Raw genomic sequence first — 19,815 nt, 5'->3', positions numbered from 1 at the left:
CCTGGGTCAGAACTGGTGGAGCAGGCGCACGTAGACGCCGAACACCCCGACCGCGAGCGGGAACAGCGCGATCACACCGATGGTCTCGACGAGGTCCACGGCGCGGCGCAGCCGGACGCCGACGTGTTCCGGCAGCCGGACGGCCAGCGCGGCCAGCGGCGCGACCGCCACGACGCACAGCGCGGCCAGCGGCCCGGCCGGCGTACCGGGGATGTGGTCGATCCAGAGCACCGCGAGGCGTACGAGCAGCACCAGGGCGGCGGCCAGCAGCACCACGACCTCGGCGACGAGCGGGAAGGCCCGGGACCGGGAGAGCAGGACGACGGCGAGCACGGCCGTGAGCAGGACCGTCCACCACGTGGGCGCGGTGACGGCCAGCATCCCGCCGCCGACCGCGGACGCCGCGACGACGACCGTGGCCAGGGCCAGCCCGCGGTGGGTGGCGGCCAGCGCGGTCTCCACCTGGTGCCGGCTGACGGAGGCGCCGCCGGAGCGGCGGTCGTCGAGCCCGGTGAGACCGGCCGCCATCAGCGCCAGGCGTGGCAGCAGACCGAGGACGACCACGGAGACGACGGCCATGACGGAGCCGACGCGGGCCGGTTCGTCCTGGAACAGCGCGACGCCCTCCCACGCCCCGGCGGTCGCCACGATCGCCGCGGCGCCGGTCAGTCCGCCCTTGCCGAGCGGCGAGAACAGTCCGAGGAGCGCGAGCGTCACGGCCAGCGCGCCGGCCACGGCGGCGAGCCGTGCGGGCCCGGACCAGGCGTGCGCGTCGGCGGCGGTCCACGCGGCGAGGAGGCCGAGCGCGCCGCCGGCGAGCATGAGGGTGGTGCCGAGTTCACGGCCGGCGGGGGCGCCGCCCCGCTCCTCGCGGGCCTTCCGGCCGCCGAGGGCCGCGCAGACGGCACCGACGGCGGCGACGAGCGCGGCGATCCCGGCGAGGCCGCCGGCCACGGCGGCCGCCCCGAGGCTGTCGCGCGCGAGCACTCCGGCGGTCAGGGCCAGCACGATCGTGGCGAGGCTCGCGGTCCACTGCCGGGCCGCGGGACGCCAGCGCCAGGCCCGTACGTCCAGGTCCTCGGCGAGCTCGTCGGTGACGTCGTGCACGACGGGCGCGGAGGGCGCGTCGTGCACGCGCACCAGCCGGAGCAGCGCGCCGTCGGGCACGCCGGCCTCGGCAAGGGTGCCGTCCTGCGGCAGAACCGTTCCGTCAGCGGTGATCAGGTGTCGTGCGGCCGGACGGTCGCCGACCTTGTCGCCCAACAGCCGCAGGACATCGGGAAGGAGCCGCCCGATGGGCTCGTCCGCGGGCAGCACGAGATCCACCCGGCGGCGGTCGCCGACGAGCGTCACCCTGCTCAATTCCGTACGCTGCTTCGCCCCCACGCTCACCACGCCCGAGAACCTATCACTGGGCCGGCTCCGTCACTTTGTTCGTTCCTTTCGGCTTTGCGGTCTTCGAGGAAGTCGGCGCGGGCGTCGGGGAAGGCGTCACCGGCGCATACCGCTGTTCCTGCCGCTTCTGCTGCTCTTTCTGCTTGGCGATGGTGTGCTGGATGAACGACCACCCCACGCACCCCGCGCACAGCACCGCCGCGATGGCGATTCCCGCGAATATCTTGCCCAGCCTTTCGTCCGCCGTTCGGCGGGCCCGCTGGGCACCGAAGAGCAGGGCATCACGCATCCGCCGGCGTCGTACCGACACCGACTCCAGCAGCTGACTGTCGTAATCCTTCGCCATCATTCCCCGCTCTGCCGGTTCGGTTGAACCGGTATGGACGGTAGGGACCGGGTGGGCCTTACGGGTCTACGAACCCCGGGCGATCTGAAAGGCCATGAACGCCAGCCAGAGCACCGGGATCAGCGCACCCCAGACGGCGGGCCGCCGGCGCAGCGGCAGACCGGGGTCCAGCTGCGGGCCGGGCTGACCGGGGACCGGGGGCGGAAGCTTATTGAGCTTGACCCTGACGAATACGTTCCAAAGGAGCGTCAACGGGGTCAGAATGACCAGGGAGAGGGGGCTCCACCAGCCCTGCAGCAACGTTTTACCGGTCATGTCCCGCAGCACGGACGTCCCGCAATTGCGGCAGAACGGTCCCTTGAGACTCAGGAACCGCATCATGATCAAAATGCCCTGGTGCCCGCGAACGGTCGTCTCGACGGCGGGGAAACCGCCGCAGAGACGGCAGTAGGCGCCCTGCGGCGCGTGCCCCTGAAAGCCCTGCTGGAACTGGGGCTGGGACTGGGGCGGAAATCCGGGCTGCGGCTGGAACGGCTGCTGCCCCGGAATGGACTGCTGTGCCGGAAACGGCTGTTGTGCCGGAAACGGCTGCTGCGGCGGAGTCGCCACGAATGTCCCCCGAATCATTCACTTCACGTCGGAACGGCGCGGGCATGACACGCACCGTTCGCCATGACTATCAACAATTGCCGGGGAAACGCAAAGCGCCGCCGGCATTGCGCAGATGACCGGCGAATGCCGCACCCTCGCGACCTCGTCCCGGCGGGACCCTCGAGGAGGGAACCCGCCGGGCTCGGGTCGACGCGGTCCGCTCAGACCTCGTTCAGCGTCTCGCGGACCTGCTGCTGCACCTTCTCGTCGCCGACCGACATCAGGTACTCGCCGAACTGCCGGCCCTCCGGGCCCTTGGCCCGGCCGACGACGGGGACGGCGTGGTTCAGCGCGCGGGGATGGGAAGCGACGTTCAGCACGCTCATGGCCAGTTCCACACCCAGGGGGCCGTCGACGGCCGACACCCCGCTCGCCAGGTCGACCAGCTGCGTGGAGAGCTCGAAGCGGTACTTCTCCCCCGCGGCCAGAGAGCGCACGCCCCGGCCGACGACCTCCTTGATGTCGTCCAGCAGCGCCAGCATCGTGGCGCTGTCGAACAACTCGCCCAGCTTGTCCTCGAAGTACTCGCTGTCGGCGAGCCGCACCAGAGCGCGGGCCGCCTCCAGGCGCAGCGCCTCGGTCCCCTTCTCCTCCGTCAGGTCCCGATCGGCCACAGCGTCCGCGAGCTGCGCGAACGTGCTGTCGACGGAGAACTTGCGGTCGATCGAGAAGTCGTACCAAGGCGTGTTCCGGGGGTCCGCGGCAGCCCGCAGTACCGCCTCGTACCCGGCCGCCTCGCCCCAGTACGTCAGCGCCACGCAGGCCAGGAATCGCTCGATCTCCGGCTCGGCGGGGTCGTTCATCAACTCGACGAGCCCGGGGACGCGGTCCCGGTGTCCGGGCTCGTCGAAGGCACCGTAGATCACGTCGTCGATGTCCGAAGTCGGCTCACCGTCGAAATCCGTGCCGAGCAATTCACTGAAGCGGGTCATGAGTGGCATCCTTTCGCATTCCGCCCGTCGGTCGTCGTCACGGTCCGGTGATGTATTCCTTCGGCACGACGCCCTTGATGAGCCACTCCGAGTCCCGGCGCGTGTGCATCATGTCCTTCATGCGCTGCGCGAGGCTCTTCGTCTTGGCCTTGCCCAGGCCGAGCTCCTTGGCCATCTCGGCGGCCTTCGCGTCGATCACGTCGTGCGGGGTGTCCCGCGGGACGGTGAGGTCCACGTGCCGGCCGGCGGTCTTGTCGGCGGCCTGCTGGATCGCCGCCTCGACCTCCTTCGGCGAGTAGACCTCCACGCCCTTGACCTTGCCCTTGGCTATGTCGTCCACGAGCCGGGGCAGATCGATCTGGATCTTCTGACCGCCGTAGTCCTTGGCGTTGGCGCCGTCCTCACTGGTCGAGGTGTACGGGCTTTCCGACTTCTTCGGCTCGCGTCCCACGATGTGATCGACGATCGACGCGTCACCGTGCGGGTTGGCGGGCACGAGGTCGCCGTCCTCGTTGAGGTAGCTCTTGCGCTGACCCTTGCTGTTGTGGGTGTCCGAGAAGTCCGCGTCGTGACGCTTGATCTTCGGGACCTCTTCGGAGGGACCCGGCTTGTACGTCCCGGGCGGCGTGTGGTCGCCCGAGCCGCTGTCACCGGTCCCGGAGTCCCCGCCCTTGCCGCCGTCGTCACCGGAGCCGCCACCGGTCCCGGAACCGGCGTCGTCACCAGCACCGGAGCCGGAACCCTTACCGGCGTCATCGCCGGCACCAAAGCCGGAACCCTTACCAGCGTCGTCACCAGCACCAGAGCCGGAACCCTTACCGGCGTCATCGCCGGCACCAGAGCCGGAACCCTTGCCGCCGTTGTCACCGTGACCCGCGCCCGAGCCGGCGTTGTCGCCGGTACCGGCGCCGGTGCCCGAGCCCTTGCCGGAGCCGGCGCCGGAGTCGGTGGAACCGGAGCCCTTGCCCGCACCCGAACCGGAGTCCGCGGACGAGCCGCCGTGACCGCCGGAGCCGTGACCGCCGCTGCCACCGCTCGGCGTGTGCGAACCACCACCGCCCACAGTGGCGCCGGCCTTCTCCTTCTCCGGCACCTTCAGCGGCTCGGAGCCCAGGTCGGTCTTGCCCGGCTCGCGGTGCGGGGCCTTGACGGGGTCGCCGTTCTGGTCGAGGACCTTGCCGTCGTTCGTCAGCGTGCCGGCCTTGCCGTCCTGGTCGACGTACTTGAGGTTGCCCTGCGGGTCGAAGGACATGTCGCCCGGCTTCGTCGGCGGCAGGTTGCGGGACATGTCGTCCAGGCCCTCGCGGCTGCTCTTGAAGCTGTCGAACAGGTCGCCGACCTTCAGCTTTGTAAGGCCTGCGGCCTTCCCCAGGTAGCTCGCCGGGTCGACGAGGGCACCTGCCTTGCCCAGGGCGGTCAGGGCCTCCGCGCCCGCGCCGAGCTTCCCCGCCTGGCCGGCCTTGCCGAGCTTGAGGAGCGAGCCCGAGCCGAGGGTGAGGCCGTTGAAGAGCACGGTGCCGAAGGCGCGCGAGGGGTTCTTGCCCCACTCGTCCCACGCGACCAGCGACTTGCCGAAGTTGCGCAGGGCCGCCTTCTGGCGGTCGGTGTCACTGTGGTCGACCGGGCCGAACATCTTGTCCATGGCCCACTCGTACGGCGTCGCGATGTACGCGCTGACGCCGCCGAAGACGTCACCGATGCCCGACCAGGTCTTCTTGAAGTTGTCCCAGTCGAACACGTTGATCATGCTGCCGAGGCCCTTGAGGGTGCCCCAGACACCGTCGACGAAGAAGCCCTTCAGGGCGCCGCCGACGTTGTCCTTCGTCCACTCCCACGCGGCCCGCCAACCGGTGTACTCGCGCTTGTCGACCGTCCCCCAGGGGGTCTCCTTCGCGTCCTTGAGGTCGCTTTCCTTGAAGCCGTACATGCCGGCCTTGTGCGAGCCGTCGTCGACCACGAAGTGCGTGCCGCCCACGAGCGCGGTGATCTTGTTCGCCGCGTCGCGCTCGACGCCCATGAACGCCACCCACGTCGTGCCGACCTCGCGGACGATGCGCGCGTTCTCGTCGACCTTCTTCTGGTCCTTCTGCCAGTCGTCGTCGTTCTTGTTCTCGCTGACGAACGTCTCGGCGTCCCTGCGCAGCTGGTTCATCTTCTTGACCAGCGGCTCCGCCGCCGTCGCGAAGCCCTGCAGCGCGCCGCCGACCGACTCCAGCTTCTTCGCGAAGGCGTCCGCCTTGTCCCGGACCGGGATCGTCGAGTCGAGGAGGTGCTCCCGCTCGGGGGCCACGTAGCACGCCGACAGCCCCTGGAAGGCGTCGTGGACCGCCTTGCCCGTGTCGCGGATGCTGCCCGCGGTCGTCTTCAGAGCTGCCGCGTCCTTCTCCAGCTGAGGCAGGTTGCCCGTGAAGGTCGGTATCTTGCCCGGCTCGATCACTTCTTGGGCCCCTTCATCTCCTCGGGCGTGGGCGCCTTCGAGTACTCCTCCTGCTTGTTCTTCGCCATCTCCAGGTCACCCTTGATGTACTCCTGGGTGGCCAGGCGCGCGCCCGTGAGGGACTTGCCCGTCCGGACGGGCAGGAACTTCAGGTCGTTCTCCGTCGCCTTCTGGAACTCCTGGAGGGCCTGGGTCACGGGGCCGAAGGCACCGCCCTCGGGCTGCGCGGACCCGCCCAGAACCATCGTGCCCGCGTGGGTGGACGAGTGCATGAGGCCCTCGGTGTAAGCCTTGAACTCTTCCTCGAACTTGCCGCCGGACTCGGCCGTCTTGTTGAGTACCCCATGCACGGCACCCGGTTGGATGTCCCACTTGGACACGATGGATCCCCCGTTTTAAGAAACGTTTCTTCCCACTCGCCCGCGGCGTCAGCCGATGGCGTCGACCGCGGCCTTCGCCTTGGCCAGCGTCGACTGCGCCGTGCCGTCGTTCTTCTCCATCGTCGAACGCAGCAGCGTGATGATCTGGCGGACCTCGGTGGCCGCCTTGTTCCAGCGCATTTCCACGCCGTGGTACTGATCGTCGACGCCGTCGGCCTTGAAGTCGGCCATCGCCGCCTTCACCGCCCCGTCACGCTCGATCAGCAGCGTCTCCAGCCGCCCGATGATGCCCTGCAGCGATCCCTGCACCTCGGTCGAAGCGCCCGTGTCGTAACTACGACGGTCCGCACCCGCACCAGCCATGACCAATACCCCCTGTGTCCTAGCGGCCCGAGAAACGTGCCGCGTCGAAGTTCGCCGCCGCCATCTGCTGACGGGCGTTGTCCGCCGATTCCTGGTCGCCCTGGCCGAAGGAGGAGTCCATGCCGGACTGACCGCCCAGGATCGAGCGCAGCGAGCTGTTGAGCGCCGCCCCCACATCGTCCGAGTGGGCCTTGAACTGATCGAACGCCGCCTTGCCGGCACCGTTGAACTTGCCCTCCAACGGCTGCGCCGCGTGGACCAGCTGGCGGACCAGACCAGCCAGGTCGCCGCTGGATCCGTGGGTCTTCTTGACCAGCCCGGACAGCGTCGTCTGTCCCATATCGAACTTCACGAGCTCACCCCCGTCATGTCTGAAGCTCTACTTGGCTCGAACATGTCTATCAACATCATCAGCGTGATCACAAAGCACTACTGAGGCTGACGGGCACTCTGTTACACGACAGTGCCAGACGTCCCACAGAAGTGACACTGTGCCAGCACCCAACTGACAGCGGCGGCCGTCAGTCCCGGCAGATCAGCAGCAGCGCCCGGTCGTCGTTGACGTCCTTCGCCACGGCCTCGATCAGGTGCCAGGCGGCGCCGTGGAAGCCGGAGGTGACATAGCGGTCGGCCTCGCCGGTGAGGCGGTCCATGCCCTCGGTCAGTTCGCGCTCGTTCGTCTCGACCAGGCCGTCGGTGAAGAGCATGAGGACGTCGCCGGCGCGCAGGGTGCCCTTGACGGGGTCGAAGCGGGCGCCGTCGTAGACGCCGAGGAGCGGGCCGTCGGCGGCCTTCTCCTCCCAGCGGCCGGTGCCGGCGCTGAGCTGGAGGCCGGGCAGATGGCCGGCGGAGAGGAGTTCGTAGTCGCCGCTCTCCAGGTCGAGGACAAGGTGGACGGAGGTCGCGAAGCCCTCGTCCCAGTCCTGGCGCAGGAGGTAGCCGTTGGCGGCCGGCAGGAAGTCATGGGGCGGGAGGGAGCCGAGGAGGCCGCCGAAGGCGCCGGACAGCAGCAGGGCTCTGGAGGCCGCGTCCATGCCCTTGCCGGAGACGTCGGTGAGGACGACCTCCAGCGTGCGGCCGCCGTTGGTGCGGGCGGCGACGACGAAGTCGCCGGAGAAGGACTGGCCGCCGGCCGGGCGCAGGGCCATCTCGCGATGCCAGCCGCGCGGCAGTTTGGGCAGCTTGCTCTGCACCCGGATGCGTTCGCGCAGGTCGAAGAGCATCGTTCCGCCACGCCGCCAGGGCACCCCCACGCGGCTGCGGAACTGCGCGATGAGCAGGCCGAAGAAGCCGACGGCCGCGACGACGAGGATGGTGCCGGGGCTGACCCGGTCGGTGCCGTGGTGGGTGGGGTCGTCGAGGACCGCCGACTCCACGATGAGGGCGGCGGCCGCGGCGGAGTACAGCCCCAGGAGACTCGCGGGCCGCAGCAGCAACCCGCCCGCGACGATGGGCAGGACGAGCGCGGCGGGCGCACACCACTCCGGCTGGGTGATGGTGCCCCACGCGAGAGCGGGTACGGACAGCAACAGCGCGGTCAGCGCGAGCCAGTCGGAGCCGTCGCCGCGGAAGTAGTCGACACCGGCCTTGCGCATGCTCGTGCGGGCCCGGTGCAGTGCTTTGCGCATCCGGGCCGTCGGGGTCTCCGCCGCGCCAGTCATTGCATCGGGACCTTATCCACCCATTCGGCGGTGCGTCGATTCACGCCGCGCCGACACGGCTGCCGCGGGGGCGCCGTGCGGACACCCGGAGAGCAACCCTATGCGAAATTCGTTCCCCTGCACGGGTATGCGCCGCCGAGCATGGGAATGACGACGGAGAAGCACGTACTGCGGGCGGCGGATCGGGGCCGTCGGCGATGCCCAACATGCAATTGCGCGTGCATCGATGCGACTCGAGTGCGCCTGTTCACCCCCCTGGTCACAGCAAGCTCATACGCAACAGATGGCGTGCGGTCACGCTCGTCGGCGCCCGGGGCCGCGCGCGCCGCACGCGCCACGAGCGGGGCCGGGGTGCGCGCGCCGGGTGCGGCCGCCCGGACGGGAGTTGGGCCCCGGTCCGGAGCCACGGGCCTACGCCGACTGGCAGTCGGCGCACCAGAAGAGGTTGCGGGCGGCCAGACCGGCGGTGCGGATGCCGCCGCCGCAGATGTGGCAGGGCTGCCCGGTGCGGCGGTAGACGTACACCTCGCCGCCGTGGTCGTCCACGCGCGGCGGCCGGCCCATGGCCTCGGGGGTGTGCTCGGGCCGCACGGTGTCGATGCGGTTGTTGCGGACGCCCTCCCGCATGAGGTCCGCGAGGTCCGACCAGATCGCGTCCCACTCGGCCCGGCTCAGGTCCCGTCCCGCGCGGTAGGGGTCGATGCCGTGCCGGAAGAGGACCTCGGCCCGGTAGACGTTGCCGACGCCGGCCACGACCTTCTGGTCCATGAGGAGGGCGGCGATGGTGGTCCGGCTGCGGGAGATCCGCTGCCACGCCTTGCCCGGGTCGTCGCCGTCGCGCAGCGGGTCCGGGCCGAGGCGGTCGTGTATCGCCTGCTTCTCGGCGTCGGTGAGCAGGGCGCAGGTCGTCGGCCCGCGCAGGTCCGCGTACGAGTCCGGGTTCGCCAGGCGCAGCCGCACCGTCTCGGTGGGGGGCGGGGCGGTGGCGCCCGCGCCCCAGGTGTACTTGCCGAAGAGGCCGAGGTGGATGTGGACCCAGCCGGGCCCGGCGAAGCCGAGGAAGAGGTGCTTGCCGTGGGCTTCGGCCGTCTCGAGGACCTGGGCGTCTATCAGCGCCGCGCTGTCCGCGAACTTGCCCTGGGGGCTGGTCGCCCGGACCGTGCGGCCCGCGAAGGCCTCGCGGTGGTCCGCCGCGAGGCGGTGGATCGTATGCCCCTCGGGCACGGAGGTCTCCCGGTGTCGCTTCCTACTGCCCGGGGCTTTGCCCCGGACCCCGGTGCCCGAGCGCCGGACGGGCCCGGTTTCGGCCCGTCCGGCGCTCGAGGACGAAGAGAAGGGTGTCAGCCCTGCTGCGGGTGGTGGGCCGGGATCTCGGGGAGCTCGCCCGTGGTCTCGTAGCGGCTCAGCATCTCGATGCGGCGCGTGTGGCGCTCCTCACCGGAGTACGGCGTCGCCAGGAAGATCTCGACGAACTTCGTCGCCTCCTCCTGGGTGTGCATGCGGCCGCCGATGCTGATGACGTTCGCGTCGTTGTGCTCGCGGCCGAGCGCGGCGGTCTGCTCGCTCCAGGCCAGTGCGGCCCGGACGCCCTTGACCTTGTTCGCGGCGATCTGCTCGCCGTTGCCCGAGCCGCCGATGACGATGCCGAGGCTGTCGGCGTCCGCGGCGGTCTTCTCCGCCGCGCGGAGGCAGAACGGCGGGTAGTCGTCCTGGGCGTCGTAGATGTGGGGACCGCAGTCGACGGGCTCATGGCCGTGGGCCTTGAGCCACTCGACGAGGTGGTTCTTCAGTTCGTAGCCGGCATGGTCGGAGCCGAGGTACACGCGCATGCGTCCGAGTGTGGCACGTCCGGGGACGGCGACCGGCCAGGAGGACCCCGGTAACTCTGAGTGAACACAACGAAATGGATTCAGGTCTTCCTAAAGACACCTTTAAAAAGTTCTAATGCGGTGGCTCGTAACCCGAGAACCAAAGGAACAACCCGAAGGAACGTGCACATGAGCGCGACACCGCCGACCATGACGAAGGCGTCGACGTCCGGCGACCCCGGTAACGCCCCGGTCGCGGGCGAGGACGGTCTGAAGGCCGGACTCAAGAACCGCCATCTGTCGATGATCGCGATTGGTGGTGTGATCGGCGCGGGCCTCTTCGTGGGTTCCGGTTCCGGCATCGCCGCCGCCGGCCCCGGCATTCTCCTCTCCTACGCACTCGTCGGCGCGATGGTCGTCTTCGTGATGCGGATGCTGGGCGAGATGGCCGCCGCCAACCCGACCTCCGGGTCGTTCTCCGCCTACGCCGACCGGGCGCTCGGCCGCTGGGCCGGCTTCACCATCGGCTGGCTGTACTGGTTCTTCTGGGTCGTGGTGCTGGCGGTCGAGGCGACCGCGGGTGCCGCGATCCTCAACGGCTGGATACCGGCCGTTCCGCAGTGGGCCTGGGCGCTGATCGTCATGATCGTGCTGACGGCGACCAACCTGGCCTCGGTCAGCTCCTACGGTGAGTTCGAGTTCTGGTTCGCCGGCATCAAGGTCGTCGCGATCGCCGCGTTCATCGTGATCGGCGGCCTGGCGATGTTCGGCATGCTGCCGGGCTCGGACAACCCGGGCGCGGGGCTCGACAACCTCACCTCGCACGGCGGCTTCCTGCCCAACGGTCCCGGCGCCATCCTCACCGGTGTGCTGATGGTCGTCTTCTCCTTCATGGGCAGCGAGATCGTCACGCTGGCGGCCGGTGAGTCCGAGGACCCGCAGCGCGCGGTCCGTCAGGCCACCAACAGCGTCATCTGGCGCATCGGCGTCTTCTACCTGGGCTCGATCCTCGTCGTGGTCTCCCTGCTTCCCTGGGACTCCAAGGCCATCACGGAGAAGGGCAGCTACGTCGCCGCCCTCGACACGATCGGCATCCCGCACGCCGGCCAGATCATGAACGTCATCGTGCTGACCGCCGTCCTGTCCTGCCTGAACTCGGGCCTGTACACCGCTTCGCGCATGGCCTTCTCCCTCGGCCAGCGCGGCGACGCGCCGAAGGCGTTCTCCGTCGTCAACAAGCGCGGTGTGCCGATGGCGGCGATCCTCGGCTCGGTCGTCTTCGGCTTCATCTCGGTGATCTTCAACTACGTCTGGCCCGACACCGTCTTCAAGTTCCTGCTGAACGCCTCGGGTGCCATCGCGCTCTTCGTGTGGCTGGTCATCTGCGTCACGCAGCTGAAGTTCCGCGGCATCATCAAGCGCGAGATGCCGGAGCGGCACTTCGTGAAGATGTGGCTCTTCCCGTATCTGACGTGGGCCACCATCGGCATGATCACCTTCGTGCTCGGCTACATGGTCTACGACGGCGGCGACAACCGTGAGCAGGTCCTGCTCTCGACCCTGCTCGGCGTCGTCGTGCTGGTCATCGGCCTGGTCCGGGACAAGCGGCGCAAGGCGGCGGAGACCGTCGCCCCGTAGTCGCACCAACGTCCACGGGCCGGGCCCGCACCCAGGATCTGGGTGCGGGCCCGGCCCGTACGTACCGACTGCGGCGTGCTCAGCCGCGGCGGCCCAGCAGCTTCCAGGCCGTGGGCAGCGCGCCCATCGCCAGTGCGGCCTTGAGGGCGTCACCGATGAGGAACGGCGTCAGGCCCACGGCGACCGCGTCGCCCAGCGGCATGTGCAGGGCCAGCGCCAGGTAGGGCACGCCCACCGCGTAGACGATCGCGGAGCCCAGCGCCATGGTGCCCGCGGTGCGCAGCACGGAGCGGTCGGCGCCACGGCGGGCCAGGGCGCCCACGACGGTCGCGGCGAGCAGCATGCCGAGGACGTAGCCGAAGGACGGGAACGCGGCGCCGGACTTTGCCTGGGCGAACCACGGCATGCCCGCCATGCCGGCCACGGCGTACAGCGCGAGCGAGAGGAAGCCGCGACGGGCGCCCAGGGCGGTGCCGACGAGCAGGACCGCGAAGGTCTGGCCGCTGACCGGGACCGGGGAGCCGGGCACGGGGACGGCTATCTGCGCGGCGATGCCGGTCAGCGCGGCGCCGCCGAGGATCAGGGCCGCGTCGCGGACGCGGGCGCGGCCCGCGGTCGAGGCGGGAAGCAGGTCGGCGAGGACCGTACCGGTCCGGGTGGCTGGGGCAGCTGCGGTGGCCATCGGTACTCCGCGGGAGGTGAAGGATTGGTAAGGACACGCTGACGTTAGCCGAGCGTCACTCCGTGGGCACCGGACGGCAGCGACAAACGCGACGGGCCGCTCTTGGCGGGTTCCGAGCGCGTGTGCAGCCGTTGGCAGTGATTGCTCATGGAAACGTGATGCTCGTCACGAGAGACCCCGGTCCGCTTGGCTCCGGCCGCCCGGCCGGGGGAATCTGGACCCCACCCCCCGCTCCTGCGTGTCCCCCGCGTCAGGCGCACTGACCGAGAGAACGATCCCCATGCACGACGCACGACCTGACGCCGAGCCCCTCGCCGGCGCAGAGAGGGAACCGCTCGCCGCGGGGCTCAAGCAGCGGCATCTGACGATGCTGGGCCTGGGCGGCGTGATCGGCGCCGGCCTGTTCGTCGGTTCGGGCGCCGGAATCGCGGTGGCCGGCCCCGGAATCATCGTCTCGTACCTGATCGCGGGCGCCCTCGCGATGCTGGTGATGCGGATGCTCGGCGAGCTGTCCGCGGCCATGCCGGCGTCCGGCGCCTTCTCGGTGCACGCCGAGCGCGCCCTGGGCCGCTGGGCCGGGTTCTCGGTGGGCTGGCTGTACTGGTTCCTGCTGGTGGTCGTGCTCGCCGTGGAGGCGACGGGCGCCGCGCAGATCGCCCACGGCTGGGCGCCCTCGGTGCCGCAGTGGGGCTGGGTGCTGATCTTCATGCTGGTCTTCACGACCGCGAATCTCGCGGCGGTGAAGAACTTCGGTGAGTTCGAGTTCTGGTTCGCCGCGCTGAAGGTCGGCGCGATCGTGCTCTTCCTCGGGCTGAGCCTGCTGGCGATCTTCGGGCTGCTGCCGGACACCGACGCGGTCGGGATGACGAACCTCACCGGCCAGGGCGGGTTCCTGCCCAACGGCTGGAGCGGTGTGGTCTCCGGCGTGCTCGCCGTCGTCTTCGCCTTCGGCGGCCTGGAGGTCGTCACGATCGCCGCCGCCGAGTCCGACGACCCGGCGCGTGCGGTGGGCCGGGCGGTGCGCAGCGCCGTGTGGCGCATCCTCTTCTTCTACGTGGGCTCGATGCTCGTCATCGTGACCCTGCTCCCCTGGTCGTCGATGAAGCCGGGGCAGAGCCCGTACGTGGCCGTCCTGGACCACGTCGGGGTGCCGGCGGCCGGCCAGATCATGAACATCGTGGTCTTCGTGGCGCTGCTGTCGGCGCTGAACGCCAACCTCTACGGCTCGTCCCGGATGGTCTTCTCGCTGGCCGAGCGCGGTGAGGCGCCGCGTGCGCTGCTGAAGGTCTCGGGCGGCGGCGTGCCGCGGCGAGCGGTGCTCGCATCGGTCGCGTTCGGCTTCGCCTCGGTCATACTCAACCTCAAGTGGCCGGATTCGATCTTCCACTATCTGCTGAACGCCGTGGGCGCGGTACTCCTGTTCGTCTGGGGCCTCATCGCCGCCTCGCAGCTGCGGCTGCGGCCGCGCATCGAGCGGGAGATGCCCGAGCGGCTGACCCTGCGCATGTGGTGCTTCCCCTATCTGACCTGGGCTGCCCTGGTCGGCATGGCGGGCATCCTGGTCCTGATGCTGACCGACGACGAGGCCCGGCCGCAGCTGCTGTGGTCCGCCGCGGCGACCGGCGCGGTGCTGGCCGTGGCGGGGCTGCGCGAGCTGCGACTGCGCCGGACCCGATAGTTCACCCGGAAAAAGCCTCGGTTCTGACGATATTTCAGGTACCCGCGGTTACATCGAAGTCTGAATATCGGACAGCTGCGTCACAGGTGTTGTTCTGAGCGAACATGACCCCCACACTGAGGCAACTTTCTGAGAAAGCTTCTCGGCCTTTCGGCTTCTCAAGCTCTTACCTCACGGGGACTTAGACCATGACTGGGACACCTACGACCTCCGCTTCCGAGCGGGAGGTCGCCGGCGCGGCACCGGACGGCACACCGGGCGGCGCGGACACTCTGTCGCACGGCGCTCTGTCGCACGGCCTCAAGCAGCGCCATCTGTCGATGATCGCGCTCGGCGGGGTCATCGGCGCCGGCCTCTTCGTCGGCTCCGGCGCCGGCATCGCCACCGCCGGCCCGGCGATCGTGCTCGCCTATGTCGTCTCCGGGCTGCTCGTCATGCTCGTGATGCGCATGCTGGGCGAGATGGCGGCCGCCAACCCCGCCTCGGGCACGTTCTCCGTGCACGCGGAGAAGGCGGTCGGCCCCTGGGCGGGCTTCACCGCGGGCTGGATGTTCTGGGTGCAGCTGTGCGTGGGCATCGCCGTGGAGGCGATCGGCGCGGCGCACATCATGGTCGCCTGGTTCCCCTCCACACCGTCGTGGATGTGGGTCCTGATCTTCATGGCCGTCTTCTGCGGGACGAACCTCGCGGCGGTCGGCAACTTCGGCGAGTTCGAGTTCTGGTTCGCCACCCTGAAGGTCGCCGCGATCGGCATCTTCCTGGCGCTGGGCGTCCTGGCCATCCTCGGCGTGCTGCCGGGCACGCAGGCCCCGGGCACCGACAACCTCACCGGCAACGGCGGGTTCCTGCCCAACGGCACCGACGGCCTCGTCGTGGGCCTGCTGGCCTCCGTCTTCGCCTACGGCGGCCTGGAGACGGTCACCATCGCCGCCGCCGAGTCCGAGCAGCCGGTCCAGGGCGTCGCCAAGGCGGTCCGCACGGCGATGTGGCGCATCGCGCTCTTCTACGTCGGCTCGATGCTCGTCGTCGTCACGGTGATCCCGTGGAACGACAAGTCGCTCACCACCGACGGCCCCTACGTCGCGGTGCTGAAGTACCTCGACATCCCGGCCGCCGGTCAGATCATGAACGTCATCGTGTTGATCGCCCTGCTCTCCGCGATGAACGCCAACATCTACGGCGCCTCCCGGATGTCGCACTCCCTGGTCGTGCGCGGCGAGGGCCCGAAGTTCCTGGGCAAGGTCACCAACGGCGTGCCCCGGCTGACCGTCCTGGCCTCCTCCGCCTTCGGCTTCTTCGCGGTGCTGCTCAGCTACTGGTGGCCGGACACCGTCTTCAAGTGGCTCCTGTACATGACGGGTGCCGCCATCCTCGTGGTGTGGGGCTTCATCGCCGTCACCCAGCTGCGCATGCGGCGGCAGCTGGAGCGCGAGGCGCCGGAGCGGCTCGTGGTGCGGATGTGGCTCTTCCCGGCCCTGACGTGGGTGGCGCTGGCCGCCGTCGTCGGTGTCATGGCGCTGATGCTGCGCGACGACGACACCCGCATCCAGGTGTACTTCACGGCCGGCCTCACCGGCGCCCTGGCGCTGGCCGGCTATGTGCGCCAGCGCGTCCTGGCGGGCAGGGCCCACCAGGGCTGAGCCCGCCCGCGAAGGGGCCGCGTACAGCGCGTACGAAGGGGCCGGACACCGCCACGGTGTCCGGCCCCTTCGCGTACGTCCCGGAAGGGCGGCGGCGTCAGCCGCGCAGCTCGTCCGCGACCAGCTCGGCGATCTGGACGGCGTTGAGCGCCGCGCCCTTGCGGAGGTTGTCGCTGGAGAGGAAGAGCGCCAGGCCGTTCTCGACGGTCTCGTCGAGGCGGACGCGGCCCACGTAGGAGACGTCCTTGCCGGCCGCCTGCAGCGGGGTGGGAATCTCGGACAGCTCGACGCCCGGCGCGTCCTTCAGCAGCTCGTAGGCGCGCTCCACGCTGACCGGACGCTCGAAGCGGGCGTTGACCTGCAGCGAGTGGCCGGAGAAGACGGGTACGCGCACACAGGTGCCGGAGACCTTGAGGTCCGGGATCTCCAGGATCTTGCGGGACTCGTGGCGGAGCTTCTGCTCCTCGTCGGTCTCGAAGCTGCCGTCGTCGACGATCGCGCCGGCCAGCGGCAGCACGTTAAAGGCGATCGGGCGCTTGTAGACGCCGGGCGCGGGAAGCTCCAGGGCCTCGCCGTCGTGCGTCAGCTCCGCGGCCCGCTCGCCGGCCGCGCCCAGCTGGCCCGAGAGCTCGGCGACGCCGGCCAGGCCGGAGCCGGAGACGGCCTGGTAGGTGGTGGCGACGAGGGCGGTCAGGCCCGCCTCCGCGTGCAGCGGCTTCAGGACCGGCATGGCGGCCATGGTCGTGCAGTTCGGGTTGGCGATGATGCCCTTGGGGCGGTTCGCGATCGCGTGCGGGTTGACCTCGGAGACGACCAGCGGGACCTCGGGGTCACGGCGCCAGGCGGAGGAATTGTCGATCACGACGGCGCCCTGTGCGGCGACCTTCTCGGCCAGCGCCTTGGACGTGGTGCCACCGGCCGAGAAGAGCACGATGTCCAGGCCGGAGTAGTCGGCGGTGGCGGCGTCCTCGATGGTGACGTCCCGGCCCTGCCAGGAGAGCGTGGATCCGGCGGAGCGCGCCGAGGCGAACAGGCGCAGCTCGGAGACCGGGAATGTGCGGTCGGCGAGGATCTTGAGCATGACTCCGCCGACCTGACCGGTGGCTCCGACGATTGCGATCCTCACGAGAGGGCTCCCTACGTACGTGTTGCGCGGCTGAACACTCCCATCATGGGGTCCTGCGGGCCCCAAAAGTCCAATCGATTGTCCGAAGTACGGACGAGGCCGGAACACGGAGCGGGGCGGGCGCTCGCGCCCGCCCCGCCCGTCCCGTCGGGGATTACGGCTTCGCCGTGACCGTCAGCTCGTAAGGGTTGCTGAGCAGCGGCGAGGTGCGGCGGGACTCGACCTCGATCTCCCACACGCCCGGCACCGGGTTCGCGTAGGAACGCTGGTCCGGACGGCAGGTGTTGTCCGGGTTGGGGTAGTTCGGGTAGCAGTTGACCGTGGAGGTCTTGTCGGCCGGGACGCCATAGGGGCTGATGGCGATGAACCGGGTCTGGCTGCCCTCGGCCAGGCCGCTCATCGCGACGTCCAGGGACTTGGTGCCCTTGGGCACGGTCACGAAGTACGACGTGGTCGCGTTGCGGGTGGCCTTGCCGGACGCCTTGAAGACGTTCGAGGTGAGCGGCTCGGCGACGATCACGGTCGTCATGATCTGCTTGTCGATGCCCTCGGTGCGGTCGTCGTCGACGGCGAGGATCGCGCTGTGGATGCCGGCGGCCTTGGCCTTCGCCTTGACCTTGACCGTCACGGGCTTGTTCAGCGGCAGCTTGACCTCGTTGTCACCGACGAGCTTGAAGGTGCCGTCGTTGTTGCGCCACTCGAGCTCGTGCCACACCGGCTTGTCCGGGCCGGAGGTGCGGGTGATCTCGACGTCGTACGTACGGGTCTCGCCGGCCTTGAGGCCGCCCTCGCGGTCGTAGAGGCCCGTGCCGAAGCCAGGGGTCTTGAGCCGGTAGGAGAGCGCGGTCGCCACGGGGGCCTTGACGGCGTACTCGTGGGCGGTGGCGCCGTCGCGCAGGGACTCCCAGGCCTCGACGATGTCGATCAGGCCGGAGCCCTGCTCGTACGCCTGGAAGCCCTTGATCTTCTTGGCGGTGCTGGTCAGCGCCGTGCGCAGGTCGGCCGGGGCGAGCTTCACGTGCTTCTGCTTGGCGGCCGAGATCAGCAGCGCCATCGCGCCCGTGGCCTGCGGGGAGGCCATCGAGGTGCCCTGCAGCATGCCGTAGCCGGGCGGGAGGTCGTAGCCGGCCTCCTTGACGGGCGCGCCCGGCTCCCAGGTCGGCGTGGTGTTGACCGATGCGCCGGGGGCGGTGATCGTCGGGGTGAAGCCGCCGTCCTCGCGCGGGCCGCGGGAGGAGAAGGGCATCATCGCGTACGCCGTCTTGACCTCGGAGCCGTAGTTGGCGGCCCAGGTCTCCTTGGAGACGGAGGCGCCGACGCTGACGACCTTGTCGGCCAGGGCCGGGTCGCCGATGGTGTTCAGGCCCGGGCCGCTGTTGCCGGCGGAGATCACGAGCTGGACGCCGTAGGTGTCGATGAGGCGGGTGTAGAGCTCGGCGCGGGCGTTGTTGCCGTCGTTGAGCGCCGGCAGGCCGCCGATCGACATGTTGACGATGTCGACGCCGCGGTTCACGACGAGGTCGATCATGCCCTCGGTGAGCGCCACGTTGGTGCAGCCGCCGGTCCAGGTGCAGGCGCGGGAGGAGACGATCTTGGCGCCGGGGGCGGCGCCGTTCATCTTCCCGCCGAAGAGGCCGTTGGCCGCGGTGATGCCCGCGACGTGGGTGCCGTGCTCGGACTCGATGACGCCGATGTTGACGAAGTCGGCCTTCTTGCCGGTCCAGTCGCCGCCCTTGGGGTCCATCGGCACGTCCTTGCGGATCTGCACGACGAAGGGGATGCGCTCGGCGATCGCGGTGTCCGGGTTGTCCTTGCCGAAGTAGCCGACCTGGTAGCCGTCCTTGTACGGCTTCATGTCCGCGTCGTTGCCGAAGTCGCCGTCGTCGTCGAGGTCGACGCGGACGGTGCCCTTGGCCTTGTCGTAGAGGACGGCCCAGGAGTCGGTGGTGTCGCCGTCCCGGTTGAGGTCGCCCTTCATGTCGCCGCCGGCGGTCTCGCTCTCACGGAAGAGGGCGACCTGGTACGAGCCGGTGGCGGCCGCGGTGTAGGTGCGGCCGTTGAAGGAGAAGGACGGGCCCGTGACGTCGGAGGTCATCGGCAGCCAGGTGCCGTCCTGGTCCACGAGCGGGTCGGTGGCGGTCACCCAGTCGACGATCTTGCGCTCGCCCGTGGTGGTCTTCTGCAGCGCGGGGTGGGCGAGGTCGACGCCGGAGTCCAGGACGCCGATGGTCACGCCGCGGCCGTCGGCCTTGGGGTGGTCCTCGGTGAACTCGACGGCGCCGGTCTCGAAGGCCGGCTGGTAGGGGTTCTTCGCCGGGGTGTTCTTCCCCGGAGCCGGGTAGATCCGGTCCTTGGCGAGCTTCGGCGCACCCTGCGCGGCGTCGGCGCGCGGGCTGGGGTCCGGGAGCTTGATCTCCTGCTTGAGGTCGATGCCGTGGACGTCGTCGAGCTTCTTCGCCTCGTCGATGGCGGCGTCGGCCTTGCCCGTCGGGACGGTGACCCGGACGTAGCCGAGCTTGTCGTACGCCTGGCCCACCGAGGCGCCCGTGATCGCGTCCAGCTTGCCGGCGACCGCACCGGTCCGGCCGGGCTGCGTGGCGATCATCATCGTGACGGTCCGGTCGCCGTCCGCCTTGGCCTTCGCCAGCAGGTCGGCGTCCTGCGAACCGAGCTTGTCCGGGGCGGACTTCACCGGGCCGGGGGCCGGCGTGGGGTCCGCCGCGAGGGCGGGGGCGGCGCCCGCCGCGGTGAGCGCGGCCACGACGGAGGCCGCGACGGCTATTCGGGCCGCACGTCTCGCGCCGGTCGGCGCGGTCGGGACATCGGGGGTGGGGGTCATGAGCATCCCTGGCTGGAGGTGGTGAACGGACAACGAAGGGGACGGCCGGAGGCACGACGACACGGCGTCCGGAAATCGAACCCGGGTGAGCGATCACTTTTATGGAAGTGGCGGGGGTTTGGGGAGAGTTGCCCGGGCGAGAACATAAAGATGGCGTAAACCCGCCACACGCCACGCGGGATGAAGCGGGACGGAGGCCGTGAAGCGGTCAGGGCATCAGCGCAGCTCAGCGCCTGTAG

16 protein-coding genes and 1 pseudogene are annotated in these 19,815 nt (G+C 69.9%); 3 read left to right on the top strand and 14 right to left on the bottom strand.

The features are described from left to right. Positions 1-6: 6 nt before the first annotated feature. The 11 genes from eccD to ACIGXW_RS20370 form a co-directional block, all read right to left on the bottom strand. On the bottom strand, positions 7-1,395 hold the full coding sequence (gene eccD, locus ACIGXW_RS20420) for a type VII secretion integral membrane protein EccD (RefSeq protein ID WP_399574299.1): 1,389 nt from the start codon (positions 1,393-1,395) through the stop codon (positions 7-9). Positions 1,396-1,408: 13 nt separating this feature from the next. Continuing rightward, on the bottom strand, positions 1,409-1,741 hold the full coding sequence (locus ACIGXW_RS20415) for a hypothetical protein (protein ID WP_399574650.1): 333 nt from the start codon (positions 1,739-1,741) through the stop codon (positions 1,409-1,411). A gap of 66 nt (positions 1,742-1,807) precedes the next feature. Then, on the bottom strand, positions 1,808-2,350 hold the full coding sequence (locus tag ACIGXW_RS20410) for a hypothetical protein (protein ID WP_399574298.1): 543 nt from the start codon (positions 2,348-2,350) through the stop codon (positions 1,808-1,810). A 203-nt stretch (positions 2,351-2,553) separates the two neighbouring features. Further along, positions 2,554-3,324, bottom strand: a complete 771-nt coding sequence (locus tag ACIGXW_RS20405; RefSeq protein ID WP_399574297.1) for a hypothetical protein — start codon at positions 3,322-3,324, stop codon at positions 2,554-2,556. Positions 3,325-3,361: 37 nt separating this feature from the next. After that, positions 3,362-5,761 carry a hypothetical protein gene (locus ACIGXW_RS20400; RefSeq protein ID WP_399574296.1) on the bottom strand — a complete coding sequence of 800 codons (2,400 nt, stop codon included), beginning with the start codon at positions 5,759-5,761 and terminating at the stop codon, positions 3,362-3,364. Next, a complete protein-coding gene (locus ACIGXW_RS20395) occupies positions 5,758-6,141 on the bottom strand; it encodes a DUF6507 family protein (protein ID WP_071964795.1) in 384 nt (127 codons plus the stop codon). Before ACIGXW_RS20395 ends, ACIGXW_RS20400 begins: the two co-directional genes overlap by 4 nt. A gap of 48 nt (positions 6,142-6,189) precedes the next feature. Next, on the bottom strand, positions 6,190-6,504 hold the full coding sequence (locus ACIGXW_RS20390; protein ID WP_071964796.1) for a pore-forming ESAT-6 family protein: 315 nt from the start codon (positions 6,502-6,504) through the stop codon (positions 6,190-6,192). 19 nt (positions 6,505-6,523) lie between these two features. Then, the gene (locus ACIGXW_RS20385; protein WP_071964797.1) at positions 6,524-6,856 is read right to left on the bottom strand and encodes a hypothetical protein; all 333 of its coding nucleotides are present in this window, start codon (positions 6,854-6,856) and stop codon (positions 6,524-6,526) included. A gap of 169 nt (positions 6,857-7,025) precedes the next feature. Further along, positions 7,026-8,165 (bottom strand): PP2C family protein-serine/threonine phosphatase, encoded by a 1,140-nt coding sequence (locus tag ACIGXW_RS20380; RefSeq protein WP_399574295.1) that lies wholly within the window; start codon positions 8,163-8,165, stop codon positions 7,026-7,028. A 411-nt stretch (positions 8,166-8,576) separates the two neighbouring features. Further along, positions 8,577-9,389 carry an Fpg/Nei family DNA glycosylase gene (locus tag ACIGXW_RS20375; RefSeq protein ID WP_399574294.1) on the bottom strand — a complete coding sequence of 271 codons (813 nt, stop codon included), beginning with the start codon at positions 9,387-9,389 and terminating at the stop codon, positions 8,577-8,579. A gap of 116 nt (positions 9,390-9,505) precedes the next feature. After that, complete coding sequence (locus ACIGXW_RS20370) at positions 9,506-9,994, bottom strand: ribose-5-phosphate isomerase (RefSeq protein ID WP_071964799.1); 489 nt, start codon at positions 9,992-9,994, stop codon at positions 9,506-9,508. A 189-nt stretch (positions 9,995-10,183) separates the two neighbouring features. On the opposite strand from ACIGXW_RS20370, the gene ACIGXW_RS20365 reads away from it, so the two are divergent. Then, entirely contained in the window at positions 10,184-11,611 is a 1,428-nt protein-coding gene (locus ACIGXW_RS20365; RefSeq protein ID WP_399574648.1) for an amino acid permease, read from the top strand. 79 nt (positions 11,612-11,690) lie between these two features. On the opposite strand, the gene ACIGXW_RS20360 is transcribed toward ACIGXW_RS20365, so the two are convergent. Next, a complete protein-coding gene (locus ACIGXW_RS20360; protein WP_071964801.1) occupies positions 11,691-12,293 on the bottom strand; it encodes a biotin transporter BioY in 603 nt (200 codons plus the stop codon). Between the two features lie 280 nt (positions 12,294-12,573). Between ACIGXW_RS20360 and ACIGXW_RS20355 the strand changes: the two genes are divergently transcribed. Together ACIGXW_RS20355 and ACIGXW_RS20350 are read left to right on the top strand one after the other, a co-directional pair. Further along, entirely contained in the window at positions 12,574-13,971 is a 1,398-nt protein-coding gene (locus tag ACIGXW_RS20355) for an amino acid permease (protein WP_399574293.1), read from the top strand. Positions 13,972-14,159: 188 nt separating this feature from the next. Continuing rightward, a complete protein-coding gene (locus ACIGXW_RS20350; RefSeq protein ID WP_399574292.1) occupies positions 14,160-15,611 on the top strand; it encodes an amino acid permease in 1,452 nt (483 codons plus the stop codon). Positions 15,612-15,708: 97 nt separating this feature from the next. On the opposite strand, the gene ACIGXW_RS20345 is transcribed toward ACIGXW_RS20350, so the two are convergent. Together ACIGXW_RS20345 and ACIGXW_RS20340 are read right to left on the bottom strand one after the other, a co-directional pair. After that, positions 15,709-16,737: an aspartate-semialdehyde dehydrogenase gene (locus ACIGXW_RS20345; protein WP_399574290.1), complete on the bottom strand. Its 1,029-nt coding sequence runs from the start codon at positions 16,735-16,737 to the stop codon at positions 15,709-15,711. 169 nt (positions 16,738-16,906) lie between these two features. Then, positions 16,907-19,576 (bottom strand): annotated as a pseudogene (locus ACIGXW_RS20340) (S8 family serine peptidase); the annotation flags it as partial. Between the last annotated feature and the right edge of the window lie 239 nt (positions 19,577-19,815).

Origin of the sequence: Streptomyces sp. NPDC053079, assembly GCF_044546695.1 — a bacterium.
In the GTDB taxonomy this organism is placed as follows: Bacteria; Actinomycetota; Actinomycetes; order Streptomycetales; family Streptomycetaceae; genus Streptomyces.
The sequence above is the reverse complement of the archived record's forward strand: the minus strand, read 5'-3'. Positions and strand labels throughout refer to the sequence as shown.